Source organism: Streptomyces cahuitamycinicus (genome assembly GCF_002891435.1).
Classification (GTDB): Bacteria; Actinomycetota; Actinomycetes; order Streptomycetales; family Streptomycetaceae; genus Streptomyces; species Streptomyces cahuitamycinicus.
This window is the reverse complement of the sequence record NZ_POUC01000115.1, coordinates 1-20,476: the sequence shown is the minus strand read 5'-3', so window position 1 is coordinate 20,476 and position 20,476 is coordinate 1. Positions and strand designations below refer to the sequence as shown.

Below are 20,476 nucleotides of genomic sequence, written 5' to 3'. Positions count from 1 at the left end.
CCATGATGGCCGGAGACGGGGTATCAACATATCTGGCGTTGACTTTTGGCACGCTGTTGAGTTCTCAAGGAACGGTCGCTTCCTTTGTACTCACCCTCTCGGGCTTTCCTCCGGGCGCTTCCCTTCGACGTTCCAAACTCTATCAGGGTTTTTCCGGCCCTCTGACCACCCTCCTGCAGGCATGCAGAAAGTGACCCGAAGATAGGATCTGACAAGTTGGTTGCTGCCCGGCCAAGACGCGAGATCACGTCGCTCAGCCCCAAGCAGGAGTACGACTGTACACGCGGCCGCGGAGCCGGTGCAAATCGTTTTGAGGTATGGTCTAGACCACTTCGAGCTGCTCCCGCGGAACCGGCACTTCAGGTGACATACGCTGCTGAACAGTGTGCCGCCCGGTACCTACAGGGACGGCCATATCGATCTCCACCCCTGGGAGGTTTCCCATGACCACCGTGACGTCCCCGCTCGCAGGACGCGCCATCGGACTGGCAGCCGTGCCGGATCCCGTCTTCTCCGGGGCCATGGTCGGCCCGGGCACAGCGATCGACCCCGTACGTGAGCCTTCCGAGGCCGTCTCGCCCGTGGACGGCGTCATCGTCTCCCTGCATCCGCACGCGTTCGTCGTCGTCGACGAAAGCGGACACGGCGTGCTCACCCACCTCGGTATCGACACCGTGCAGCTCAACGGCGAGGGTTTCGAGCCGCTCGTGAACAAGGGCGACACCGTCCGGCGTGGTCAGGGTGTCGTGCGCTGGAATCCGGCTGCCGTCGAGGCCGCCGGCAAGTCCGCGATCTGCCCGGTCGTGGCCCTGGAGGCCACGGCTGAAGCTCTCTCCGATCTTCGCATCGACGGCGAAGTGAAGGCCGGCGACAGTCTCTTCCTCTGGAAGTGACGTCAGTGCCGTCCTGTGACGGCGTGTACGACAACCACCGCGGCGGCGGGGCCCGCCGCTCTATCGGAGACGGGTGAGATGGAGACAACGCTGCGAGGCGTCGGGGTGAGCCACGGTGTGGCCATCGGCGAAGTTCGGCACATGGGGACGGCGGTGCTCGAGCCGCCCGCGAAGCAGATCCCCGCGGAAGAGGCGGAGCGTGAGCAGGGGCGCGCCCGCAAGGCCGTGGAGGCGGTGGCGGCTGACCTGATGGCGCGCGGGAACCTGGCCGGCGGTGAAGCCCAGGCGGTACTCGAGGCACAGGCCATGATGGCTCAGGACCCCGAGTTGATGTCCGATGTGGAGCGGCGGATCGCCGTCGGCAGCACGGCGGAGCGCGGGGTGTACGACGCCTTCGCCTCCTACCGCGAGCTGCTGGCGGGGGCCGGTGAGTACCTGGCTGGACGGGTGGCCGACCTCGACGACGTGCGAAATCGTATCGTCGCGCGTCTGCTGGGGGTGCCCATGCCGGGCGTCCCCGACAGCGACGAGCCCTACATCCTGGTCGCCCGTGACCTTGCACCGGCCGACACCGCGCTGCTGGACCCGACTCTGGTGCTCGGCTTCGTCACGGAGGAGGGCGGTCCCACCAGCCACAGTGCGATTCTTGCCCGGGCCCTCGGTGTGCCGGCCGTGGTGGCGCTGCCGGGTGCCGGTGAGCTCGCCGAAGGCACGATGATCGCCGTCGACGGCAGCACGGGAGAGATCTTCGTGGACCCGAGCGACGACAAGAAGGCTCGGCTCGAGGCCGCGGCCGCCGAGCGCAAGGCTGCGTTGGCTGCGTCTACCGGGCCCGGTGCCACCGCGGACGGTCACAAGGTGCCGCTGCTCGCGAACATCGGTGGCCCCGCTGATGTGGCGGCCGCCGTCGAGGCCGGTGCCGAGGGGGTGGGCCTCTTCCGTACCGAGTTCCTCTTCCTGGACGACAGCAAGCAGGCGCCGTCCGAGGAGAAGCAGGTCTCTGCGTATCGGCAGGTGCTCGAGGCGTTCCCCGAGGGGCGTGTCGTGGTGCGGGTGCTGGACGCGGGCGCGGACAAGCCGCTCGAATTCCTCACGCCGTCCGACGAGCCGAACCCGGCGCTCGGCGTGCGGGGTCTGCGGACGCTCCTCGACCACCCGGAGGTCCTGCGTACCCAGCTGACCGCGCTCGCCAAGGCCGCGGAGGGGTTGCCCGTATACCTCGAGGTCATGGCCCCCATGGTGGCGGACCGTACGGACGCCCGGGCATTCGCCGACGCCTGCCGGGCGGCTGGACTGCGGGCGAAGTTCGGCGCGATGGTCGAGATTCCGTCGGCCGCGCTGCGAGCCCGCTCGATCCTGCAGGAGGTCGAGTTCCTGTCGCTGGGGACGAACGACCTCGCTCAGTACACCTTCGCCGCCGACCGCCAGGTGGGCGCGGTGTCCCGTCTGCAGGATCCGTGGCAGCCCGCTCTGCTCGACCTGGTGGAGCTGTCCGCCGAGGCGGCGAAGGCCGAGGGCAAGAGCTGTGGTGTCTGCGGTGAGGCCGCGTCCGACCCGCTGCTCGCGTGTGTGCTGACCGGTCTGGGCGTCACCTCGCTCTCGATGGGGGCCGCGTCGATTCCCTATGTCCGGGCGACGCTGGCCAAGTACACGCTGGCGCAGTGCGAGCGGGCTGCTGCGGCGGCACGGGCGACGGACAGCGCTGAGGACGCGCGCAGCGCCGCGCAGGCGGTGCTGTCGGGCGAGTAGGCCGGGCCTGCGACGACGGTTTCCCGGGAGGGGCGCTCCACTGAGGTGGGGCGCCCCTCCCGGCGTTTCAGTGCTGGTGCCCGGGGGTGGGTTTCTCCTCTCCGAGGTCGGGCGGTGCGCAGTAGTCGACGTTGGATTCCGGGGAGATCAGGTCTCCTGATTCGACGTCGGTGCAGTAGGCGTCGAAGACCTCTCCTGCGGTGAGGGGTTCGAGGCCGTATGCGCGCATGCGCCAGCCGTAGACGCGGTCGGGTGTGTCCGGGGCGCTGGTGCGGATGACGAGTCCTCCAGGGCTCTCGGTGGCCAGGCCGAGGGCCAGGATCGTGGTGAACTCGAGGGCTTCTGTTTCGTTCAGTTCCAGGGCGGTGCCGTCGTCGGTGATGTGGAGGGCGGTGGTGAGGGTTTCGGGCGGTCCGGTGACGCTGCAGACGAGGTGGCGGTCGCCGGGTGGGGCTGTGTCGAGGATGCGGACGACGAGGCCCGCGGCTCGGGTGAAGGCGGCGCGTCCGATGTCCTCGCCGCAGGAGGTGCAGGCGCCCAGGCCGGCGAGGAGGGTGGTCGCGTACTCCCAGGTGGCCTGCCGTACGGCTTCGTCGACGAGGGCCGGGAGCAGGTCGGCCAGCGGACGGCCGTCGTAGGGAAGGGTCGGGCCTGTGGCCGCGAGCTGTGCGGTGAAGTGTGTGCGGCTCGATGGGTGGTCGGGGTCCAGGCCCTTGTGTGTGCAGAACTCGGCGTACTCCTCGGGGTCGAAGAGGGCCACCGTGGTGTGGCTGCCCTGCAGGGCGCGGGTCCTGAGGAGGGCCTCCACCTGTTTCAGGTAGGTCGCGTGGTCGGCGAAGGTGAAGCTGCGGTAGCGCCGCATGGCCCGGAAGTCGTGTTCGTCGGTCAGCAGGCCGATGGTGCCGGCGATTTCCCGGTGCAGGACGCGTCGCATGGTCCGGTTGTCGGTGTGTGCCATTGTTCCCCCTGTGCACGGTCGATCAATGCTCACTCACAGTAACGGCCGGCACTGACAATGGCCTGCCTCCCGGTCATCGCTTGCTTTGAGGACGGAAGGGGCAGTTCACAGCGGGTATGGCGGTGTGACCGGTAGCCCGAGCGCCGGTGACGGGGAGTTGTGTGCTGGGGGTGCTCGAGGTCAGGCGCGCTTGCGGGCCAGGTTCTCGTAGAAGGTCAGCAGGTCGAGGTTGTCGATGGAGCCCGGGTTGACCGCCTTCTCCAGCGGGGTGCCCTGGAGGAGGCGTTTGACCGGGACCTCGATGCGCTTGCCGGTGAGGGTGTGCGGGACGCCGGGTACTTCGATGATCTCGTCGGGGACGTGGCGCGGTGACAGCTGTTCTCGGATGGTCTGCTTGATGCGGTTCAGCAGGGCCTCGTCCAGGACGGCTCCGGGGGCCAGGTGCACGAAGAGGGGCATCCAGTAGCCGCCGTCGGGCTGTTCGATGCCGATGACGAGGGATTCCCTGATCTCGGGGAGTCGCTCCACGGCCTCGTAGATGTCGGCGGATCCCATGCGTACGCCCTGGCGGTTGAGCGTGGAGTCGGAGCGGCCGTGGATGACGACGGAACCGCGGGAGGTGGCGGTGATCCAGTCGCCGTGCCGCCAGACGCCGGGGTACGTGTCGAAGTAGCTGTCGTGGTAGCGGCTGCCGTCGGGGTCGTTCCAGAAGTGGATGGGCATCGACGGCATGGGGTTGGTGACCACGAGCTCGCCGACCTCGTCGACCAGGGGGTTGCCGTTCGGGTCCCAGGACTGGAGGTCGGTGCCGAGGCAGGGGGCCTGGAGCTCGCCGACGTGGACCGGGAGGGTCGGGACGGCTCCGGCGAAGCAGGAGCACACGTCGGTGCCGCCGCTGACGGAGGCGATCCACAGGTCGTCGCGGACCTCGTCGTGGAGCCAGCGGAAGCCGTCGGGAGGCAGGGGCGAACCGGTGGTGGCGACGCACTGGACGGAGGAGAGGTCGAAGTCGCGCGACGGGTGGACGCCCGCCTTGCGGCAGGCCATGACGTAGGCGGCCGAGGTGCCGTAGAGGGTGGCCCTGGTGCGTTCGGCGATGCGCCACTGGGCACCGGTGTCCGGGTAGCCGGGGCTGCCGTCGTAGAGGACGATCGTGGTGCCGGTGAGCAGGCCGGAGACGAGGAAGTTCCACATCATCCAGCCGGTCGACGTGTACCAGAAGAAGCGGTCCTCGGGGCCAAGGTCGCAGTGCAGGCCGAGTTGCTTGAGGTGCTCGACGAGGATGCCGCCCTGGGACTGGACGATGGCCTTGGGCAGGCCGGTCGTGCCGGAGGAGTAGAGCACCCACAGGGGGTGGTCGAAGGGCACCTGGTCGAAGACGGGATCGGTGTCGGCGGAGGTGAGGGCCGACCAGTCGAGGGCGCCCTCGGGTGCCTCGGTGCCGAGGAGGGGGATGTGGACGACGGCGCGCAGGGTGGGCAGTTCGCGGCGCAGTTCGGCGACGATCTCGCGGCGGTCGTGCTCCTTGCTGCCGTAGCGGTAGCCGTCGACCGTGAACAGCACGACGGGTTCGACCTGCTGGAAGCGGTCGAGGACGCTGCGGGCGCCGAAGTCGGGCGCGCAGGACGTCCAGACGGCGCCCACAGCGGCTGCGGCGAGGAGGGCGACCACGGCCTGCGGGACGTTGGGGAGATAGCCGCTGACGCGGTCTCCGGGGCGTACGCCGAGGGCACGTAGTTCGGTGGCCAGGGAGCCGACCTGGCGGCGCAGCTCGGCCCAGGTGACGGGGCGTGGCTCGTGTGTCTCGTCGACGTGCAGGAGGGCTGGTTCGTCGGCGCGGGTGTCGGCCGCACGCAGGGCGTGTTCGGCGTAGTTGAGGGTCGCTTCGGGGAACCACTGGGCGCCCGGCATCGAGCGGTCGCCCAGGACGCGCGCGTAGGGGTGCGAGAAGCGGACGTCGAACCACTCGGTGACGGCTTTCCAGAAGGTGTCCAGGTCGTCGACGGACCAGCGCTGCAGGGCCGCGTAGCCGCCTTCGGCGGGGGCGCCGTGGTGTTCGGCGGCCCAGGCCTGGAATCGGGTGATCCGCGCCCGGGCGATGCGCCCGGGGTCGGGCTGCCAGAGCGGCTGGAAACTGTCGGTCGACATGGTCGGCTCCCGGACTGTGCGCGTCGTGTGCGTCCTCCGCGCACGGGCTGGGGTGTGCGCGTGAGCGGCTGGCACGGACAATGCCATGTGATCGACTTCGATACCAGGGTGCGCCCCACATAGTCCGTGTCGTGAAGATGTGGTCCTGGCACTGGTGAACGGCAGTTGAACGACACACGTGTGCGGGGCGGTCAGTGGCAGGGTGAACAGCATGAACGGTCGTGACCTGGTGCGTTCGGTGAGAGCGGTGGCTTCGGTGGGGGCGGCTCAGGGCGTGCGTACCGTACGAGCAGCGTGGCGCAGGCGCCGGGCCGACGCCACCTGGCTGCCGGTGCGGGGGGCGGAGCGTGCGCGAGTGCCCGGGCCGGTGGAGGACGCGGAGCCGGGGCCGGGGGGCGGCGTCGTCCGTTTCAGCCGGGCGGAGCTGCGGATTCTGGTCGCCGTGAACGGGGCCGTGTTCTGGGGCTGGGACGGGGCGGAGCCCGAGCCGTCGTACGCGCTGGCCGGCCGTGGCCCGGAGCCCGATCCACGGGCGGTGCTGGAGCCGGACAAGGACGGCGGCTGGCGTGTGGTGGCCGAGCGGGTGACGGTGGTGGTCTCGCGCCACGGTGCGGTGGAAGTGCTTACTCCCGGTGGTGTGACCCTACGGCGTGATCTGCCGCCGCGGTGGTGGGAGCCGGTCGGCGGCGGCCCGGCGCGGTGGATGCAGCGGTCGGAGGTGGGCGCCGACGCGCGGTTCTTCGGACTCGGGGGACGCGCCTCGGGCCCTCGGCTGCCGGACGGGACGTACCGGCTGTGGAACACCGATCCCGGCCGCGCCTTCACACCTGGGGACGACCCGCTGTACATCACGATGCCGGCGCAGCTGGTGGTGTCCGACGGAGGTACGCATCTGGCGTTCCACGACAGCTCGTGGGACGGCACGGTGACGGTGCGGGAGGGTGAGGAGGGTGCGGGATCCGGGCACGACCTCGCCGGGACGAGCGAACTGCGGATGGACGGTGGTCCGCTGCGTTGCTGGGTGATGGTGGGCACTCCCGCGCGCGTGCTGCTCGCCTGGGCGTCGCTCACCGGGGCGCCCGCGCTGCCGCCCGCGTGGGCGCTCGGGCACCATCACGCGCGGTGGGGGTTCGGCAGCGAGCAGGAGGTGCGGCGGATCGTCACGGGGTACCTGGAACACGGTCTGCCGCTGGACGCCGTACACCTGGACATCGACCACCTGGAGGCACATCAGGTCTTCACCGTCGACCAGGACCGCTTTCCGAAGCTGCCCGTCCTGGCCGAGGAGCTCCGGCGGGACGGCGTCAGGCTGGTGTCGATCGTCGACCCGGCTGTGAAGGCGCTGCCCGGTCATGCGGTGTACGACGCCGGTGCTGCCGAGGACGCGTTCGTCAGGGGTGCCTCGGGGGACGTGGTGGAGGGTGTCGCATGGTCCGGCGAAGCGGTCTTTCCCGATTTCACGCACGCGCGCGTGCGTGAGTGGTGGGGCGGGCTCTACGAGGAGCGGCTCGCCCAGGGCTTCTCGGGCTTCTGGCACGACGTGAACGAGCCCACGTCGTTCACCGCCTTCGGTGAGTCGACATTGCCGCGGTCGGCCCGGCACTCCCTGGAGGGGCGGGGCGGTGACCATCGCGAGGCGCACAACGTGTACGCGCTGTGCATGGCCAGGGCGGCCTTCGAGGGGCTGCGGAAGCTCGCTCCCGAGGAGCGGCCGTTTCTGTTCTCCCGCTCCGGGTGGGCCGGCATGCAGCGCTACGGAGGGACGTGGTCGGGGGACGTGGCCACCGGCTGGCCGGGGCTGCGGGCCTCCTTGGCCCTGGTGATGGGACTCGGGCTGTGCGGTGTTCCGTACTCGGGGCCCGACGTCGGGGGCTTCGACGGGGATCCGTCCCCCGAGCTGTATCTGCGGTGGTTCCAGCTGGGCGCTTATCTGCCGCTCTTCCGTACGCACGCGAGTCTGCGGGCGGGGCGCAGGGAGCCGTGGGAGTTCGGCGGCGAGGTGCTGGAGCACGCACGCGTGGCACTCGTCGAACGCCGACGGCTGCTGCCGTACTTCGTGACGCTGGCGCATCTGGCACGGCGTACGGGAGCGCCCTATGTGCGGCCCCTGTGGTGGACGGCGCCGGAGGAGCGGGCGCTGCGGGAGTGTCAGGACGCCTTTCTGCTGGGTGACAGCCTGCTGGTGGCGCCGGTGCTGGACCCGGGCGCCGACCGGCGTGCGGTGCAGTTGCCGCGGGGGCGCTGGTACGACACCACGACAGGGCAGGCGTACGAGGGGCCGGGGCAGGTGCTCGTCGACGCGCCTCTGGCGCGCATCCCGGTGTTGGCGCGCGCGGGGCCGGGGAGCTGTGAGCTCAGATGTACCGGCCCTCGAACCAGGCCCGTACGGCGAGGGTGTGCAGGGGGAAGGCGAGTTCCTCGGGCCTGCGCAGGAGGTGCCAGCCCGCTGTCTCCTCCGTGGCGGCGGAGGAGGGCAGGCCCTCGGCGGGCCGCTCAGGGAGGAGACCGAACAGCAGCAGGTGCCCGTCGGGTGAGCTCATCGCGTCGGCGAGCCGTACGTCACGCCCGGCCGCGTCGATGCCGGTTTCCTCCCTGAGTTCGCGTATGACGGCCTGCCGCCAGTCCTCCCGGTCGTCTATGTACCCACCGGGCAGGGCGGTCCCTCCGCGCGCGGGGGCGATGGTTCGGGTGATGACGACCAGGGCGGTGCCGTGGGTGTCGTACACGGGCTGGAGGGCCACCGCGACGGGGAGTGGGTTGCGGTAGGCCACGGCCCCGCACGCCGGGCAGGTGCGGGGCCAGCCGGTGACGCCCTCTCCGTAGGGTGCGCCGCAGCTCGAACAGTGGGAGTTCGGCGCGGAGTTGGAAGCGGAGTACTGATTCTCGGACACGCGGCGGACTGTAGCCGACCACGGAGCGGGCGCAGTGAGCAGGCTGCTCAGCGAGCGCTGGTCAGCGACCTCCTGGACACGGGGAAGCTGACGACCGGCGCTGTCGCGGGGCTGGAGACACACGCCCGCCCGGCCTGCCGGGGGCGACCGGCACCCGGCCTGCCCTGGGCCTTCCGAGGCGGCCACGGCCCCGCGGAACTCCTGCGGTTGAGAAACCGCCAGGTCAGGTGAATCCTGGACACTAGCAAGCGAGGAGTCAGGTGCGGCTGGGCTTTCGCCCCCAGGCGGAGCCCGGCGGAGGCCGGACACCATCAGCCAAGCCTCGCGCGGCTCACCCAGGCCCGCGCGGGGCCGGAACGGATGTGAACAACGACCCCACCGGGCGCCGCCATGGCCGAGCAACCGGCCCGTCGGCCAGGCGCGAGCCCGGCGGCCGTCAAATGGCCGTCAACCGTTGCGGTCGGCGACCTTGACGCACTTCGGGTGCCGGTTAACACTTCCGGTGTCAGTCGACATCGCCGTACATACGCGGCGTATCCCGGCACTGCGGCGCGTGGATGCGCCTGCGCCAAGGCCCCTTCCCGCACGGGCAAGTCGGCTGCGACGGCACGCTCGTCACGGAAGCCGGTCGGGGCGCGGGATCTCACGCCTTCGGTTGATGTGGCCACGGGAACGCAGCCTTCATGTGAGGTCCGGGGCGGATCGTCCCCGGCCACGGCCTAGGAGCCGCCATGAGCAACGGAGACATCTTCTTCGGTGAGATGATCGGTACGGCGATCCTGATCCTTTTCGGCGCCGGTGTGTGCGCCGCCGTCACGCTGAGGTTCTCGAAGGCCCGGGCTTCGGGCTGGATCGTCATCGCGTTCGGCTGGGGTTTCGGCGTCCTGGCCGGCGCCTATACGGCCGCCCCGCTGTCGGGTGGCCACATCAACCCCGCCGTCACACTGGGCCTGGCCGTCGACACAGGCGTATGGGACAAGGTCGGGATCTACCTGCTGGGACAGATCGTGGGCGCGATGCTCGGCGCCGTCCTCGCGTACCTGGTCTACTTCGCCCAGTTCCAGGCCAACGTACGGAAGACGGGTACCACGGAAGGCACCGCGGACGAGCCCGTTCCGACGCTGGGCATCTTCTCCACCATCCCGGAGATCCGGAACCCGGTCGCCAACCTGATGACGGAGATCCTCGCGACCATCGCCCTGGTACTGCCGATCCTCGCCCTGGTGGGTGACGACCGGGTCGTCCAAGGGGTCGGCATCGGCCCGGTCCCGGGAGAAGCGGCCGGAATCTATGGTTCCGGCATTTCGATCCTGCTGGTGTCCCTGCTCGTCGTCGGCATCGGACTCTCGCTCGGTGGGCCGACCGGCTACGCGATCAACCCGGCACGCGATCTCGGTCCGCGCATCGTGCACCAGTTCCTGCCGATCCCGAACAAGGGCACGTCGGATTGGGGGTACTCCTGGGTCCCGGTGATAGGACCCGCCGTCGGCGGAATTCTCGGGGCGCTCATCTACAACGCAGCCTTCTGACCAAGCGATCAAGGGGTAGCCATGACGGACAACGCCGAGAAGTACGTCGCCGCGATCGACCAGGGCACCACGTCGAGCCGCTGCATCGTCTTCGACCAGGACGGCGCGATCGTCGCCGTGGACCAGCGCGAGCACCGCCAGATCTTTCCGAAGCCCGGCTGGGTGGAGCACGACGCCACCGAGATCTGGTCCAAGGTGCAGGCGGTTGTGGCAGGGGCGATCGCCAAGGCCGGCCTGAGGGCCGACCAGCTGAGCGCGATGGGGATCACCAACCAGCGCGAGACGACCCTCCTGTGGGACCGCTCCACGGGCAAGCCGGTGCACAACGCCATCGTCTGGCAGGACACGCGGACGGCGGCGCTGTGCAATCAGCTGGGTGCCACGGACGGGCAGGACCGCTTCCGTGAGCAGACGGGTCTGCCGCTGGCCACCTACTTCTCGGGGCCCAAGGCGGCCTGGCTGCTCGACAACGTGCCCGACCTCCGGGCGCGTGCCGAACGCGGCGAGATCGCCTTCGGCACGATGGACTCCTGGCTGATCTGGAACCTCACCGGCGGCACTGACGGCGGGCAGCACGTCACCGACGTGACCAACGCCGGACGCACCATGCTGATGAACCTGGAGACCCTCCAGTGGGACTCCTCGATCCTCTCGGCCATGAACATCCCCGAGGCCATGCTGCCCGAGATCCGCTCCTCCTCCGAGGTGTACGGCACGGCCGTCGGCCAGCTCGCCGGTGTGCCCGTGGCCTCCGCGCTGGGCGACCAGCAGGCGGCCGTGTTCGGGCAGGCCTGCTATGACGTGGGCACCGCCAAGAACACGTACGGCACGGGCAGTTTCCTGCTGCTCAACACGGGCGACCGCCCAGTGCCGTCGAAGAGCGGACTGCTGACGACGATGGGGTACAAGATCGGCACCGAGGCACCGGTCTACTGCCTGGAGGGCGCGATCGCCATCACGGGTGCGCTGGTGCAGTGGTTCCGGGACCAGCTCGGCATCATCCGAACGGCCGACGAGATCGAGCCCCTCGCGGCGAGCGTGGAGGACAACGGCGGCGCGTACATCGTTCCGGCGTTCTCGGGCCTGTTCGCGCCGTACTGGCGCTCCGACGCACGTGGCGTGGTCACCGGCCTGACCCGGTACGTCACGAAGGCGCACCTCGCTCGCGCGGTGCTGGAGGCGACGAGCTGGCAGACCCGTGAGGTCGTGGACGCCATGTACCAGGACTCCGGGGTGCACATCACCACCCTGAAGGTCGACGGCGGCATGACGAAGAACAACCTCCTCATGCAGCATCAGGCAGACGTGCTCGACGTCCCGGTGGTACGGCCCAAGATCTCCGAGACGACCTGCCTGGGTGCCGCGTACGCGGCCGGTCTGGCCACCGGTGTGTGGAACGACCTGGACGAGCTCAAGGCGCACTGGAAGAAGGACGTCGAGTGGACTCCGGACATGGAGGCGTCGGTGCGGGACCGCGAGTACCACAACTGGCGCAAGGCCGTTGAGAAGAGCTTCGGCTGGGAGGAGGGCGAAAGCTGACCACGCGCGCGTGCAGCGTCGTTTCCGACGGCGGCCCGTTCCCCCGGTCGGCGGGGGTACGGGCCGCGTACCCCCGCTGTCCGGGCGGCGTCAGCCGGTGACGGCCTCGCGGCGGTCGGCCGCGTACGCCATGGCGTGCTGGACCACGCCGATGAGTGCCTCCTTGACCGACTCTCGGTCTCGGGCGTCGGTCATGAGGACGGGGACGCCCTCGTCCAGGTCGAGGGCCTGGCGGACGTCCTCGGTCGGGTAGCGGGGAGCGCCCTCGAAGCAGTTGACGCCGACGAGGAAGGGGATGGAGCGCCGTTCGAAGTAGTCGACGGCGGCGAAGCAGTCCTCCAGGCGGCGGGTGTCGGCGAGGACGACGGCACCGAGTGCTCCTTCGGAGAGCTCGTCCCACATGAACCAGAACCGCTCCTGGCCGGGTGTGCCGAAGAGGTACAGCACGAGGTCCTCGCGGAGGGTGATACGGCCGAAGTCCATGGCCACGGTCGTGGTGTGCTTGCCCTCCACACCACTGGTGTCGTCCACCGGGCGCCCCGCCTCGGTGAGCAGCTCCTCGGTGCGCAGCGGCCTGATCTCGCTGACCGCGCCGACGAGCGTGGTCTTGCCCACTCCGAAGCCGCCGGCCACCAGGATCTTGAGCGTGACGGGTTCGACCGGGGGCTTGCCGCGCTCAGAACGCCCGAAGATCATCGATCTCTTCTCCTGCTTGATGGGTGTCGGGCGACGGCCGGCCGTAGCCTCCGCCGCCCGGGGTTTCGATGACGAGTACGTCGCCGGTGACGAGGTCCGCGGAGTCGCTGCCGGCGAGCGCGGTCACCGTGCCGTCGGCGTGCTCCACCCGGTTGGCGCCGAGCGCTCCCGGCTGGCCGCCCGCCATGCCGTACGGCGGGACCCGGCGATGCTGAGACAGGGTGGACACGGTCATGGGTTCGAGGAAGCGAATGCGGCGGACCGCGCCGTCCCCGCCGTGCCACCGGCCGGCGCCGCCGCTGCCGCGCCGGACGGCGAACTCCTCAAGACGCACGGGCAGTCGCCACTCCAGGACCTCGGGGTCGGTGAGGCGGGAGTTGGTCATGTGGGTCTGGACGACGGGTGCGCCGGGGAAGCCGTCGCCCGCGCCGGAGCCTGAGGCAACGGTTTCGTAGTACTGGTGCTGTTCGTTGCCGAAGGTGACGTTGTTCATGGTCCCGGAGCCCTCGGCCTGGACGCCGAGCGCCGCGTAGAGGGCTCCAGTGACGGCCTGCGAGGTTTCGACGTTCCCGGCGACCACGGCAGCGGGCGGCTCGGGTGCGAGCAGGCAGCCGGGCGGGACGACGATGCGCAGGGGGCGCAGACAGCCGTCGTTGAGAGGGATGTCGTCGGCGACGAGGGTGCGGAAGACGTAGAGGACGGCGGCGTTGACGACCGAGAAGGGGGCGTTGAAGTTGGTGGGCAGTTGCGCGGACGTGCCGGTGAAGTCGATGGTCGCGGACCGGTTCCGGCGGTCCACGCGCACGGCCACGCGGATGATCGCGCCCGAGTCGGTCTCGTAGGCGTAGTCGCCGTCGTCGAGGGCGCCGATGACGCGGCGCACGGCCTCTTCGGCGTTGTCCTGGACGTGCCTCATGTAGGCCTGGACGACGTCGAGGCCGTAGTCCTCGATCATGCGGCCGACCTCGTCGACGCCCTTGTGGTTGGCGGCGATCTGGGCGCGCAGGTCGGCGAGGTTGGTCTTCGGGTTGCGGGAGGGGTAGGGCGCCTCGGTGAGGAGGCGGAGGGTCTCGTCCTCGCGGAAACGACCGTTCTCGGCGAGGAGCCAGTTGTCGAAGAGGACACCCTCCTCCTCGATGGTGCGGCTGCCCGCGGGCATGGAGCCGGGGGCGACGCCGCCGATCTCGGCGTGGTGGCCGCGCGAGGCGACGTAGAACAGGATCTCCGGTTCGCTCCCCGCCCGTCCTTCCGCGTCACTCTCCGTGCCGATCGGCGGTGGGGCGTCGAAGACCGGCGTGATCACGGTGACGTCGGGCAGGTGGGTGCCGCCGTGGTACGGGTCGTTGACGGCGTAGGTGTCGCCGGGGCGCATGCGGGTGCCGCGCCGCCGGATGACCTCCTTGACGCTGGTGCCCATCGAGCCCAGGTGGACGGGGATGTGCGGGGCGTTGGCCACCAGGTTTCCGTCCGGATCGAAGAGGGCGCAGGAGAAATCCAGGCGCTCCTTGATGTTGACGGACTGGGCGGTGGATTCGAGGCGGGCGCCCATCTGCTCGGCGATCGACATGAACAGGTTGTTGAAGACCTCAAGCAGAACCGGGTCGACTTTCGTGTCGAGATCGGAACTCTGTGTAATCGCGGCGCGTTCCATGACCAGATGCCCGTCGTCGGTCGCCGCGGCCCGCCAGCCGTCGTCGACGACGGTCGTCGACCCGGCTTCGGCGATGATCGACGGGCCGGTGACGGTGTCGCCGGGGGGAAGGTCCTCCCGGCGGTGGAGGGGCACGTCGCGCCAGGCGCCGCCGGTGTGGAGGCGGACGGTCCCCGGCGCCGCGGAGCCGCGGCCGGGGCTGCCGTCGGCAGTGGCCGCGCGGGGCGCGAGAGCGGACAGATCGGGGGGTTCGGTGATGCCGGTGGCTTCGACGGAGAGGGCTTCGACAACGATCGGGCGGTCGAGCGTGAAGGAGTACGTGGCGCGATGACGTTCTTCGAAGGCGCGTCGCATCGCGTCGGGCTCGGTCAGGTCCACGGTGAGGGTCGTGTCGGTGCCGTCGTAGCGGAGTTCCGCGCGGCGGGTGACCTCGATGTGCTCCGGGGGAACGTCCTCGGCGAGGAGCTCGGCGCGCGCCGCCGCTTCCAGGTCTTCGGCGGTCCTGAGGACGCCGGGCATCGAGGCCGGTGCCAGGGGCGCCTCGACGGACTGCTCACGCATGGCAGTGGTGTCGGCGAGACCGATGCCGAGTGCGGACAGGACCCCGGCCATGGGAGGCACGAGGACGGTGCGGATGCCGAGGGAGTCGGCGACCATGCAGGCGTGCTGGCCGCCGGCCCCTCCGAAGGTGGTGAGGGCGTAGCGGGTGACGTCGTGGCCCTTCTGGACGGAGATCCGCTTCACGGCGGAGGCGATGTTGGCCACCGCGATCTGCAGGTAGCCCTCGGCGACCTGTTCGGGCGTGCGGTCGTCGCCGGTCTGCTCGCCGATCTCGCGGGCGAGGGCGGTGAAGCGGTCCCGGACGAGTGTCTCGTCGAGGGGCTGGTCGCCGTCGGGTCCGAACACCGTCGGGAAGTGAGCGGGCTGGATCCGGCCGAGCATGACGTTGGCGTCGGTGACGGCGAGCGGTCCGCCGCCGCGGTAGCAGGCGGGCCCCGGGTCCGCGCCCGCCGAGTCCGGCCCTACGCGGTAGCGGGAGCCGTCGAAGTGCAGGACCGACCCGCCCCCGGCGGCGACGGTGTGGATGTCCAGCATGGGGGCGCGCAGCCGGACACCGGCGACCTGGCTGGTGAAGACACGCTCGTACGCGCCTGCGAAGTGGGAGACGTCGGTGGAGGTCCCGCCCATGTCGAAGCCGATGACCCGGTCGAAGCCGGCGAGCTGCGACATGCGGGCCATGCCGACGATGCCTCCGGCCGGCCCGGACAGGATGGCGTCCTTCCCTCGGAACTGCCCTGCCTCGGTGAGACCGCCATGGGACTGCATGAACATCAGCCGCACGCCTTCGAGCTCGTCGGCGACCTGCCGGACGTAGCGGCGCAGCACGGGCGAGAGGTAGGCGTCGACGACGGCGGTGTCCCCGCGGGGTACGAGTTTCATCAGTGGGCTGGCCTCGCTGGAGAGCGAGATCTGCGGAAAGCCGATGCGGGCGGCGAGCTCCCCGACGGCCTGTTCGTGGGCCGGGTGGAGGTGGCTGTGCATGCACACCACCGCGACGGCGCGGATCCCGTCGTCGTACGCCTCCTGCAGCGGTCCGGCGAGGGCGTCCGGGTCGGGGGCGCGCAGGACGGTGCCGTCGGCGGCGATGCGCTCGTCGATCTCGACGACCCGCTCGTACAGCAGCTCGGGCAGGTCGATACGGCGGGCGAAGATGCTGGGGCGGTTCTGGTAGGCGATGCGCAGGGCGTCGCGGAAGCCGCGGGTGATGAGCAGCAGGGTGCGCTCGCCCTTGCGCTCCAGGAGGGCGTTGGTGGCGACCGTGGTCCCCATGCGCACGCTGTCGACGGGATCGCCGGAGCCGGCCAGCAAGGTGCGGACGCCCTCGACCGCTGCGTCGGCGTAGCGTGCCGGGCTGTCCGAGAGCAGCTTGTGCGTGAGCAGCCGGCCGTCCGGGTGCCGGGCGACGACGTCGGTGAAGGTGCCGCCTCTGTCGACCCAGAACTGCCAGCCAGTCACGTCAGTACCCCGCTTCCGCGCTGCTCACAGCGCCCGGAGGCCGTTGATCACGTCGCGCAGAATACTCTCGTCCGGCAGCTCGGCAGGGGGTACGGGCCGGTTCACATGGACGAATTCCGCGTCCACGAGATCCCCGACGAGGACCCGTACCACCCCGATCGGCAGGTCGAGTTCCGCTGCGAGTTCGGCGACCGACTGCGGGATGTCGCGGCACAGTTCGACGATGTCCACATGCTCCGGGGCCAGCATGTGGTCGGCTTCCGGATCGTCCGCGTGCGGCTCCGCGACCACGACCGCGATCAGGTCCAGGCGGTGCTGGCCCTGACTGCTGGTGCGGCCGCGGGTCATGGCGTACGGACGGACGACCGGTCCGGCATCGTCGTCGAACCAGTGGCTTCTTCCCTGACCGTCAGCGCTCATGTCATCCCACTACCCGCCTGCGGGCAGATCGGTGCGTGGAGCGGCGGCCAGATGCACGCCCACCCGCTTGACGAGGAGCGTCATCTCATAAGCGACCTGGCCGACGTCGGAGTCGGCGTCCGAGAGGACGGCGAGGCAGCTGCCGTCGCCGGCGGCCGTCACGAAGAGGAAGGCGTCGTCGAGCTCGACAACCGTCTGGCGGACGTTGCCGGCCTCGAAGTGGCGCCCCACGCCCTTGGCGAGGCTGTGGAACCCGGAGGCGACGGCGGCCAGGTGCTCGCTGTCCTCTCTGGTCAGGTCCTTGGACACGCCCGTCGGCAAACCGTCGCCGGAGAGCACGAGGGCCTTGCGGATGCTCGCGACACGGTCCACCAGGTCGTCGAGGAGCCAGTTCAGCTCCCCCTTGCTGGTCGCGGTGTGGCCGGTCGCCTTCGGTGCGGTCATCGACCGTCCCCCTCTGTCGTTCCTTGTGGTGCTGCGCCGGTGTGGGCGGCATCGCCCTCGGCGTTCTCCTCACGGCCACGCTGCCAGCCACGCTGGAGCGATGCCATGCGGCTGCGTACTTCCTCGGCGTCGCGTTCGACGGGCTCGGCCCTGTCGTCGGTACGCGGCTCCGAGCTCCGCTTCAGCTGCGGGGCCAGGTTGGCCTGGCGGACCCGCCGGGGCAGCGGCGCTGAGCCGGAGCCGGGCGGTGTTACGTGGCCGGTCTCGGGCGCCGCGGCGCCGGAGGCTGTCCCGTGGCGCGGGGGTCCGCCGGTGACCTCCGAGGTGGAGCCGTGGTCCGGTCCGTCCGGGCCGCTGGAGGCGATCTCCGCGCGGCGGGTCCGCCAGGGCAGAGCGGGCGGATCGGAGCGGTCACCGGCGGTGCTGCCGGACGAGGCCGGGGACCCGGTGTGGTCTTCGTCGCGGCCGGCCGTGCCGATGCCACGGCGGGCGGGTTCCGTCCCGCGACGGCGCGCCGGCAGCGGAGGCGGCGCGTCCGGCAGGGCGTCCTCGCGTCGGCTGCCGGTCGGAGAGCTCTCGCCGGGGCGCCGGGCCGGAAGGGCGGGCGCGTGCTCGGGTCCCGGCCGGCCGGCGGCCCGGCCGCTCGTGGGCTCCTCGCCGCGGCGGCGTTGCGGGAGGGCGGAGGCCGGGCTGGACTCCGGCCGGCCGGTGGCCGTGGTGGTCTCCTCGTCCGTCTTCCCTCGCCGGGGGCGCTGCTCGGTGACCGGGCGCCCGTGCGAGCTGACGAGCTTGGGGGTGTGGCGGCGGGACAGCGGGACCGGAGCACTCAGCTCTTCGTCGCCGTCGGCCCGGTCCGCCGCGCCGCGGGCATCGGTGCTCTGCCGACGCGGGTCGGTGCGGCGGCCCGACGTCTCGTCCGGGGCGCGGGTGAGGGAATGGCGATGGCGGAACATGCCGCCGTGTTCACTGTCCTCGTCCTGTATGGCGCCGGGGAAATCGCCGATGGTCTCCAGGTCGACGGGGGCTTCCAGCTCGACCGGGCCGTCCAGCAGGGATGCGGGCAGACCGGTGCGTTGTGCGGGGGTCTGGGACAGCGCGGCACGGCGGCTGTCCTGCGGCTCGCTCTCCTTGGCCAGTTGGGGGCGGTCGAGCCGGAACCCTATGCCGTTGGTGTCCGGGACGTCGTCGGTCAGCAGGGCGTCGGGGATGAAGACCACCGCGGTGGTGCCGCCGTACGGGGAGGGCTGCAGGGAGACCCGGACGTTCTGGCGCTGGGCGAGTCGGCTGACCACGAACAAGCCGAGCCGGTCGGTGTCGGACAGCTCGAACTCCGGCGTCTCGGCGAGCCGGAGGTTGGCGTCCAGCAGCGCTTCGGCGGCCATGCCGAGGCCACGGTCGTGGATCTCCAGGGTGAAGCCGTTGGCGACGCGCTCGCCGAGAACCTGCACGGCGGTGTGCGGCGGCGAGAACACCGTGGCGTTCTCCAGGAGTTCGGCCACGAGATGCGTGAGGTCCGCGACGGCCGGGCCGCTGATGGCGATGCGCGGAAGGCGGCGGACCTCGATGCGTTCGTAGTCCTCGACCTCGGCGACGGCGGCGCGCACGACGTCCATGAGCTGAACGGGCTTGCGCCACTGCCGGGAGGGCGCGGCGCCGGAGAGGATCACGAGGCCCTCGGCGTGCCGGCGCATGCGGGTGGTCAGGTGGTCGAGGCGGAACAAGTCGGCGAGTTCCTCGGTGTCCTCGGTCCGGCGTTCCATGGCGTCGAGCAGGGTGAGCTGCTTGTGGAGCAGGACCTGGCTGCGGCGCGCGAGGTTGACGAAGACCTCGGAGACGCCTGCGCGCAGCTCGGCCTGCTTGACGGCGGCCTCGACAGCGGCGCGCTGCAGGGTGTTGAGGGCCTGGCCCACCTCGCCCATCTCGTTCTTGTCGTATTCGAGGCGCGGGACCTCGGTCTCGACGTCGACCTGCTCGCCCGCGGAGAGGCGGCGCATGACGCTGGGAAGGCGCACTCCGGACGCCTCGTGGGCCTCCAGACGCAGCTGCCGCAGATCGCGGATGAGGGTGCGGCCGACGCGCACGGACAGGAAGAGGGAGAGCAGGAGCGCGATCAGGCCGAGTGCGCCGGCGATGACCGCCTTGGCGATGACGCCTACGGCGACGGGGTGGACGCGGTCCTGGTAACGGTCGTTGGCCTGGTCGTTGAGGGTGCCGAGCTCGTCGAGCACGTTACCGGCGGCGCTGTCCCAGCTCTTGGCGGAAATGCCCCGGGGGGTTCCGGCCCCGGAGGAGACGGCGGCTTCCTCGGCCACGCGCAGGGGGGCGGAGGAGGCGTTCTTCCAGAAGCTCTGGTAGCGGTCCCGCTCCGCCACGGGCAGCAGAGGCAGGTTGACGTCGTACATCAGGGTGCGCTGGGCCACGAGGTCGGAGATGTCCCGCTCTTCGGAGTGGGAGATCCTGCCGACGATCAGGGCGGAGCCGAGGAGGGCGTCCTCGCGGGAGAGCAGTTCGCGGGCGCGGGCGAGATTGACCAGCGCGCGGTACTGCTTGTCCAGTTCGACGTTGTCGACCACGTGCAGGTTGGCGAGGAGGACGTAGCACGGGTCGACGAGCCGGTTGTAGAGGTCGAGAGCCTGGGTTCGGTTGACGGTGCCGTCCTCGACGCTGCGGCGCAGCGACTCGATGCCGTCGAAGGCGTCCAGAACGGCGGTCAGTCGCTCGTCGGTGTCCGCGCCCATGGCGTCGCGCACGTCAGGGTTGCGGGCGTTCTCGCGGATGCTGCTGACGGCCTTGTCGGTGGCGGTCCGGCTGCGCCGGAGTGCGGCAAGCCCGTCGGAGGCGCGGGGGTCGGCGAGGTGGACGAGGGTCTGGCGGCGTTCCTCCTGGAGGACGCGAACGGTGTCCTCGATGGGGTAGCCGATCTTCTCCACCACGGACGACACATTGAACAGGTCGCCCGCCTCACGTCCCGTGAGCACCGTGGCGAAGGCCCAGATCGCGGTCAGGGACACCAGCGGCACGAGAAGCAGCGCCACGATCTTCCGGCGGATGGACTTCCCGCGAAAGCGCATGGCCTCCCCCAGCTCGAGCCCCCGGCTACCCGGGGTACACATGTGCGTCAACAAACGGCGCGAGCCTACTACCGACCCACAGGGAACTCGAAAGCCGGTCCCGAACCTGAACTTCCGCGCCAGCCACGCGGCATGGCGAGTTGTCCGGGCATTACGGGAGTTGTCTCCCCGAAACCGGTGGTCGCGGCGTGGGCCAATCCTCGGATTCCGTCAGGGCGGTTGGCTGAAAAGTTTCGGTTTCCGGGAATCTTCGTGAGGAGTTGTTCGTCCTTCCTCACGGGAGACGGGGGCGGAATCGGCCACAGGAGCCGCGTCCCGCACCTGGGCGGCGTAAAACAGCGCAAGCCGGGCAGCCACTGGGAGCACGGGTCTTCGGATCGAGCGAGCGGTCTGCTGGCGGTGGGGAGTGACACGGTGATGGGCACGGCGGAACGGCGCGGTGCGCCCAGGGCGGGTGGGGCGCAGCTGACG

General features: G+C 70.5%; 13 protein-coding genes and 1 pseudogene. 6 read left to right on the top strand and 8 right to left on the bottom strand.

Annotation, left to right across the window (positions count from 1 at the left end; translation table 11 throughout):
• The 3 genes from C1J00_RS45905 to ptsP form a co-directional block, all read left to right on the top strand.
• On the top strand, positions 1-194 hold a 194-nt coding region (locus tag C1J00_RS45905; protein WP_102910037.1), incomplete at its 5' end, for a hypothetical protein.
• A gap of 249 nt (positions 195-443) precedes the next feature.
• Positions 444-893: a PTS sugar transporter subunit IIA gene (locus C1J00_RS17640; protein WP_102910036.1), complete on the top strand. Its 450-nt coding sequence runs from the start codon at positions 444-446 to the stop codon at positions 891-893.
• A gap of 78 nt (positions 894-971) precedes the next feature.
• Positions 972-2,642 carry a phosphoenolpyruvate--protein phosphotransferase gene (gene ptsP, locus C1J00_RS17635; protein WP_102910035.1) on the top strand — a complete coding sequence of 557 codons (1,671 nt, stop codon included), beginning with the start codon at positions 972-974 and terminating at the stop codon, positions 2,640-2,642.
• A 67-nt stretch (positions 2,643-2,709) separates the two neighbouring features.
• Here the strand turns inward: ptsP and C1J00_RS17630 are convergent, their stop codons facing one another.
• Both C1J00_RS17630 and C1J00_RS17625 read right to left on the bottom strand, forming a co-directional pair.
• Positions 2,710-3,600 (bottom strand): DUF8829 domain-containing protein, encoded by an 891-nt coding sequence (locus tag C1J00_RS17630; protein ID WP_102910034.1) that lies wholly within the window; start codon positions 3,598-3,600, stop codon positions 2,710-2,712.
• 180 nt (positions 3,601-3,780) lie between these two features.
• A complete protein-coding gene (locus tag C1J00_RS17625; protein WP_102910033.1) occupies positions 3,781-5,748 on the bottom strand; it encodes an acetoacetate--CoA ligase in 1,968 nt (655 codons plus the stop codon).
• Positions 5,749-5,959: 211 nt separating this feature from the next.
• Between C1J00_RS17625 and C1J00_RS17620 the strand changes: the two are divergent.
• Positions 5,960-8,185 (top strand): annotated as a pseudogene (locus tag C1J00_RS17620) (glycoside hydrolase family 31 protein); the annotation flags it as partial.
• On the opposite strand, the gene C1J00_RS17615 reads toward C1J00_RS17620, so the two are convergent.
• Positions 8,103-8,639 (bottom strand): NUDIX domain-containing protein, encoded by a 537-nt coding sequence (locus C1J00_RS17615; protein ID WP_102910032.1) that lies wholly within the window; start codon positions 8,637-8,639, stop codon positions 8,103-8,105. The pseudogene C1J00_RS17620 and the gene C1J00_RS17615 overlap by 83 nt on opposite strands.
• 731 nt (positions 8,640-9,370) lie before the next feature.
• Here C1J00_RS17615 and C1J00_RS17610 point away from each other — a divergent pair.
• Positions 9,371-10,168 (top strand): MIP/aquaporin family protein, encoded by a 798-nt coding sequence (locus C1J00_RS17610; RefSeq protein ID WP_102910031.1) that lies wholly within the window; start codon positions 9,371-9,373, stop codon positions 10,166-10,168.
• A gap of 21 nt (positions 10,169-10,189) precedes the next feature.
• Positions 10,190-11,707 carry a glycerol kinase GlpK gene (glpK, locus tag C1J00_RS17605; protein WP_102910030.1) on the top strand — a complete coding sequence of 506 codons (1,518 nt, stop codon included), beginning with the start codon at positions 10,190-10,192 and terminating at the stop codon, positions 11,705-11,707.
• 90 nt (positions 11,708-11,797) lie between these two features.
• On the opposite strand, the gene C1J00_RS17600 is transcribed toward glpK, so the two are convergent.
• Genes C1J00_RS17600 through C1J00_RS17580 form a run of 5 tightly spaced genes read right to left on the bottom strand, consistent with a single transcriptional unit; the run spans position 11,798 to position 20,005 of the window.
• On the bottom strand, positions 11,798-12,403 hold the full coding sequence (locus tag C1J00_RS17600) for a GTP-binding protein (protein WP_102910029.1): 606 nt from the start codon (positions 12,401-12,403) through the stop codon (positions 11,798-11,800).
• Complete coding sequence (locus tag C1J00_RS17595; RefSeq protein WP_102910028.1) at positions 12,384-16,070, bottom strand: hydantoinase B/oxoprolinase family protein; 3,687 nt, start codon at positions 16,068-16,070, stop codon at positions 12,384-12,386. The genes C1J00_RS17600 and C1J00_RS17595 overlap by 20 nt, the downstream gene beginning before the upstream one ends.
• A gap of 24 nt (positions 16,071-16,094) precedes the next feature.
• Positions 16,095-16,490: a DUF742 domain-containing protein gene (locus tag C1J00_RS17590; protein ID WP_102910027.1), complete on the bottom strand. Its 396-nt coding sequence runs from the start codon at positions 16,488-16,490 to the stop codon at positions 16,095-16,097.
• A gap of 9 nt (positions 16,491-16,499) precedes the next feature.
• Positions 16,500-16,934 carry a roadblock/LC7 domain-containing protein gene (locus C1J00_RS17585; RefSeq protein ID WP_102910026.1) on the bottom strand — a complete coding sequence of 145 codons (435 nt, stop codon included), beginning with the start codon at positions 16,932-16,934 and terminating at the stop codon, positions 16,500-16,502.
• Positions 16,931-20,005: a sensor histidine kinase gene (locus C1J00_RS17580; RefSeq protein WP_102910025.1), complete on the bottom strand. Its 3,075-nt coding sequence runs from the start codon at positions 20,003-20,005 to the stop codon at positions 16,931-16,933. Before C1J00_RS17580 ends, C1J00_RS17585 begins: the two co-directional genes overlap by 4 nt.
• Positions 20,006-20,476: the final 471 nt, after the last annotated feature.

Coding starts and splice junctions, on each gene's coding strand:
- C1J00_RS17600 (WP_102910029.1), bottom strand. CDS start 12,403: ATGATCTTCGGGCGTTCTGAGCGCGGCAAGCCCCCGGTCGAACCCGTC.
- C1J00_RS17580 (WP_102910025.1), bottom strand. CDS start 20,005: ATGCGCTTTCGCGGGAAGTCCATCCGCCGGAAGATCGTGGCGCTGCTT.
- C1J00_RS17590 (WP_102910027.1), bottom strand. CDS start 16,490: ATGAGCGCTGACGGTCAGGGAAGAAGCCACTGGTTCGACGACGATGCC.
- C1J00_RS17625 (WP_102910033.1), bottom strand. CDS start 5,748: ATGTCGACCGACAGTTTCCAGCCGCTCTGGCAGCCCGACCCCGGGCGC.
- C1J00_RS17610 (WP_102910031.1), top strand. CDS start 9,371: ATGAGCAACGGAGACATCTTCTTCGGTGAGATGATCGGTACGGCGATC.
- glpK (WP_102910030.1), top strand. CDS start 10,190: ATGACGGACAACGCCGAGAAGTACGTCGCCGCGATCGACCAGGGCACC.
- C1J00_RS17640 (WP_102910036.1), top strand. CDS start 444: ATGACCACCGTGACGTCCCCGCTCGCAGGACGCGCCATCGGACTGGCA.
- ptsP (WP_102910035.1), top strand. CDS start 972: ATGGAGACAACGCTGCGAGGCGTCGGGGTGAGCCACGGTGTGGCCATC.
- C1J00_RS17585 (WP_102910026.1), bottom strand. CDS start 16,934: ATGACCGCACCGAAGGCGACCGGCCACACCGCGACCAGCAAGGGGGAG.
- C1J00_RS17630 (WP_102910034.1), bottom strand. CDS start 3,600: ATGGCACACACCGACAACCGGACCATGCGACGCGTCCTGCACCGGGAA.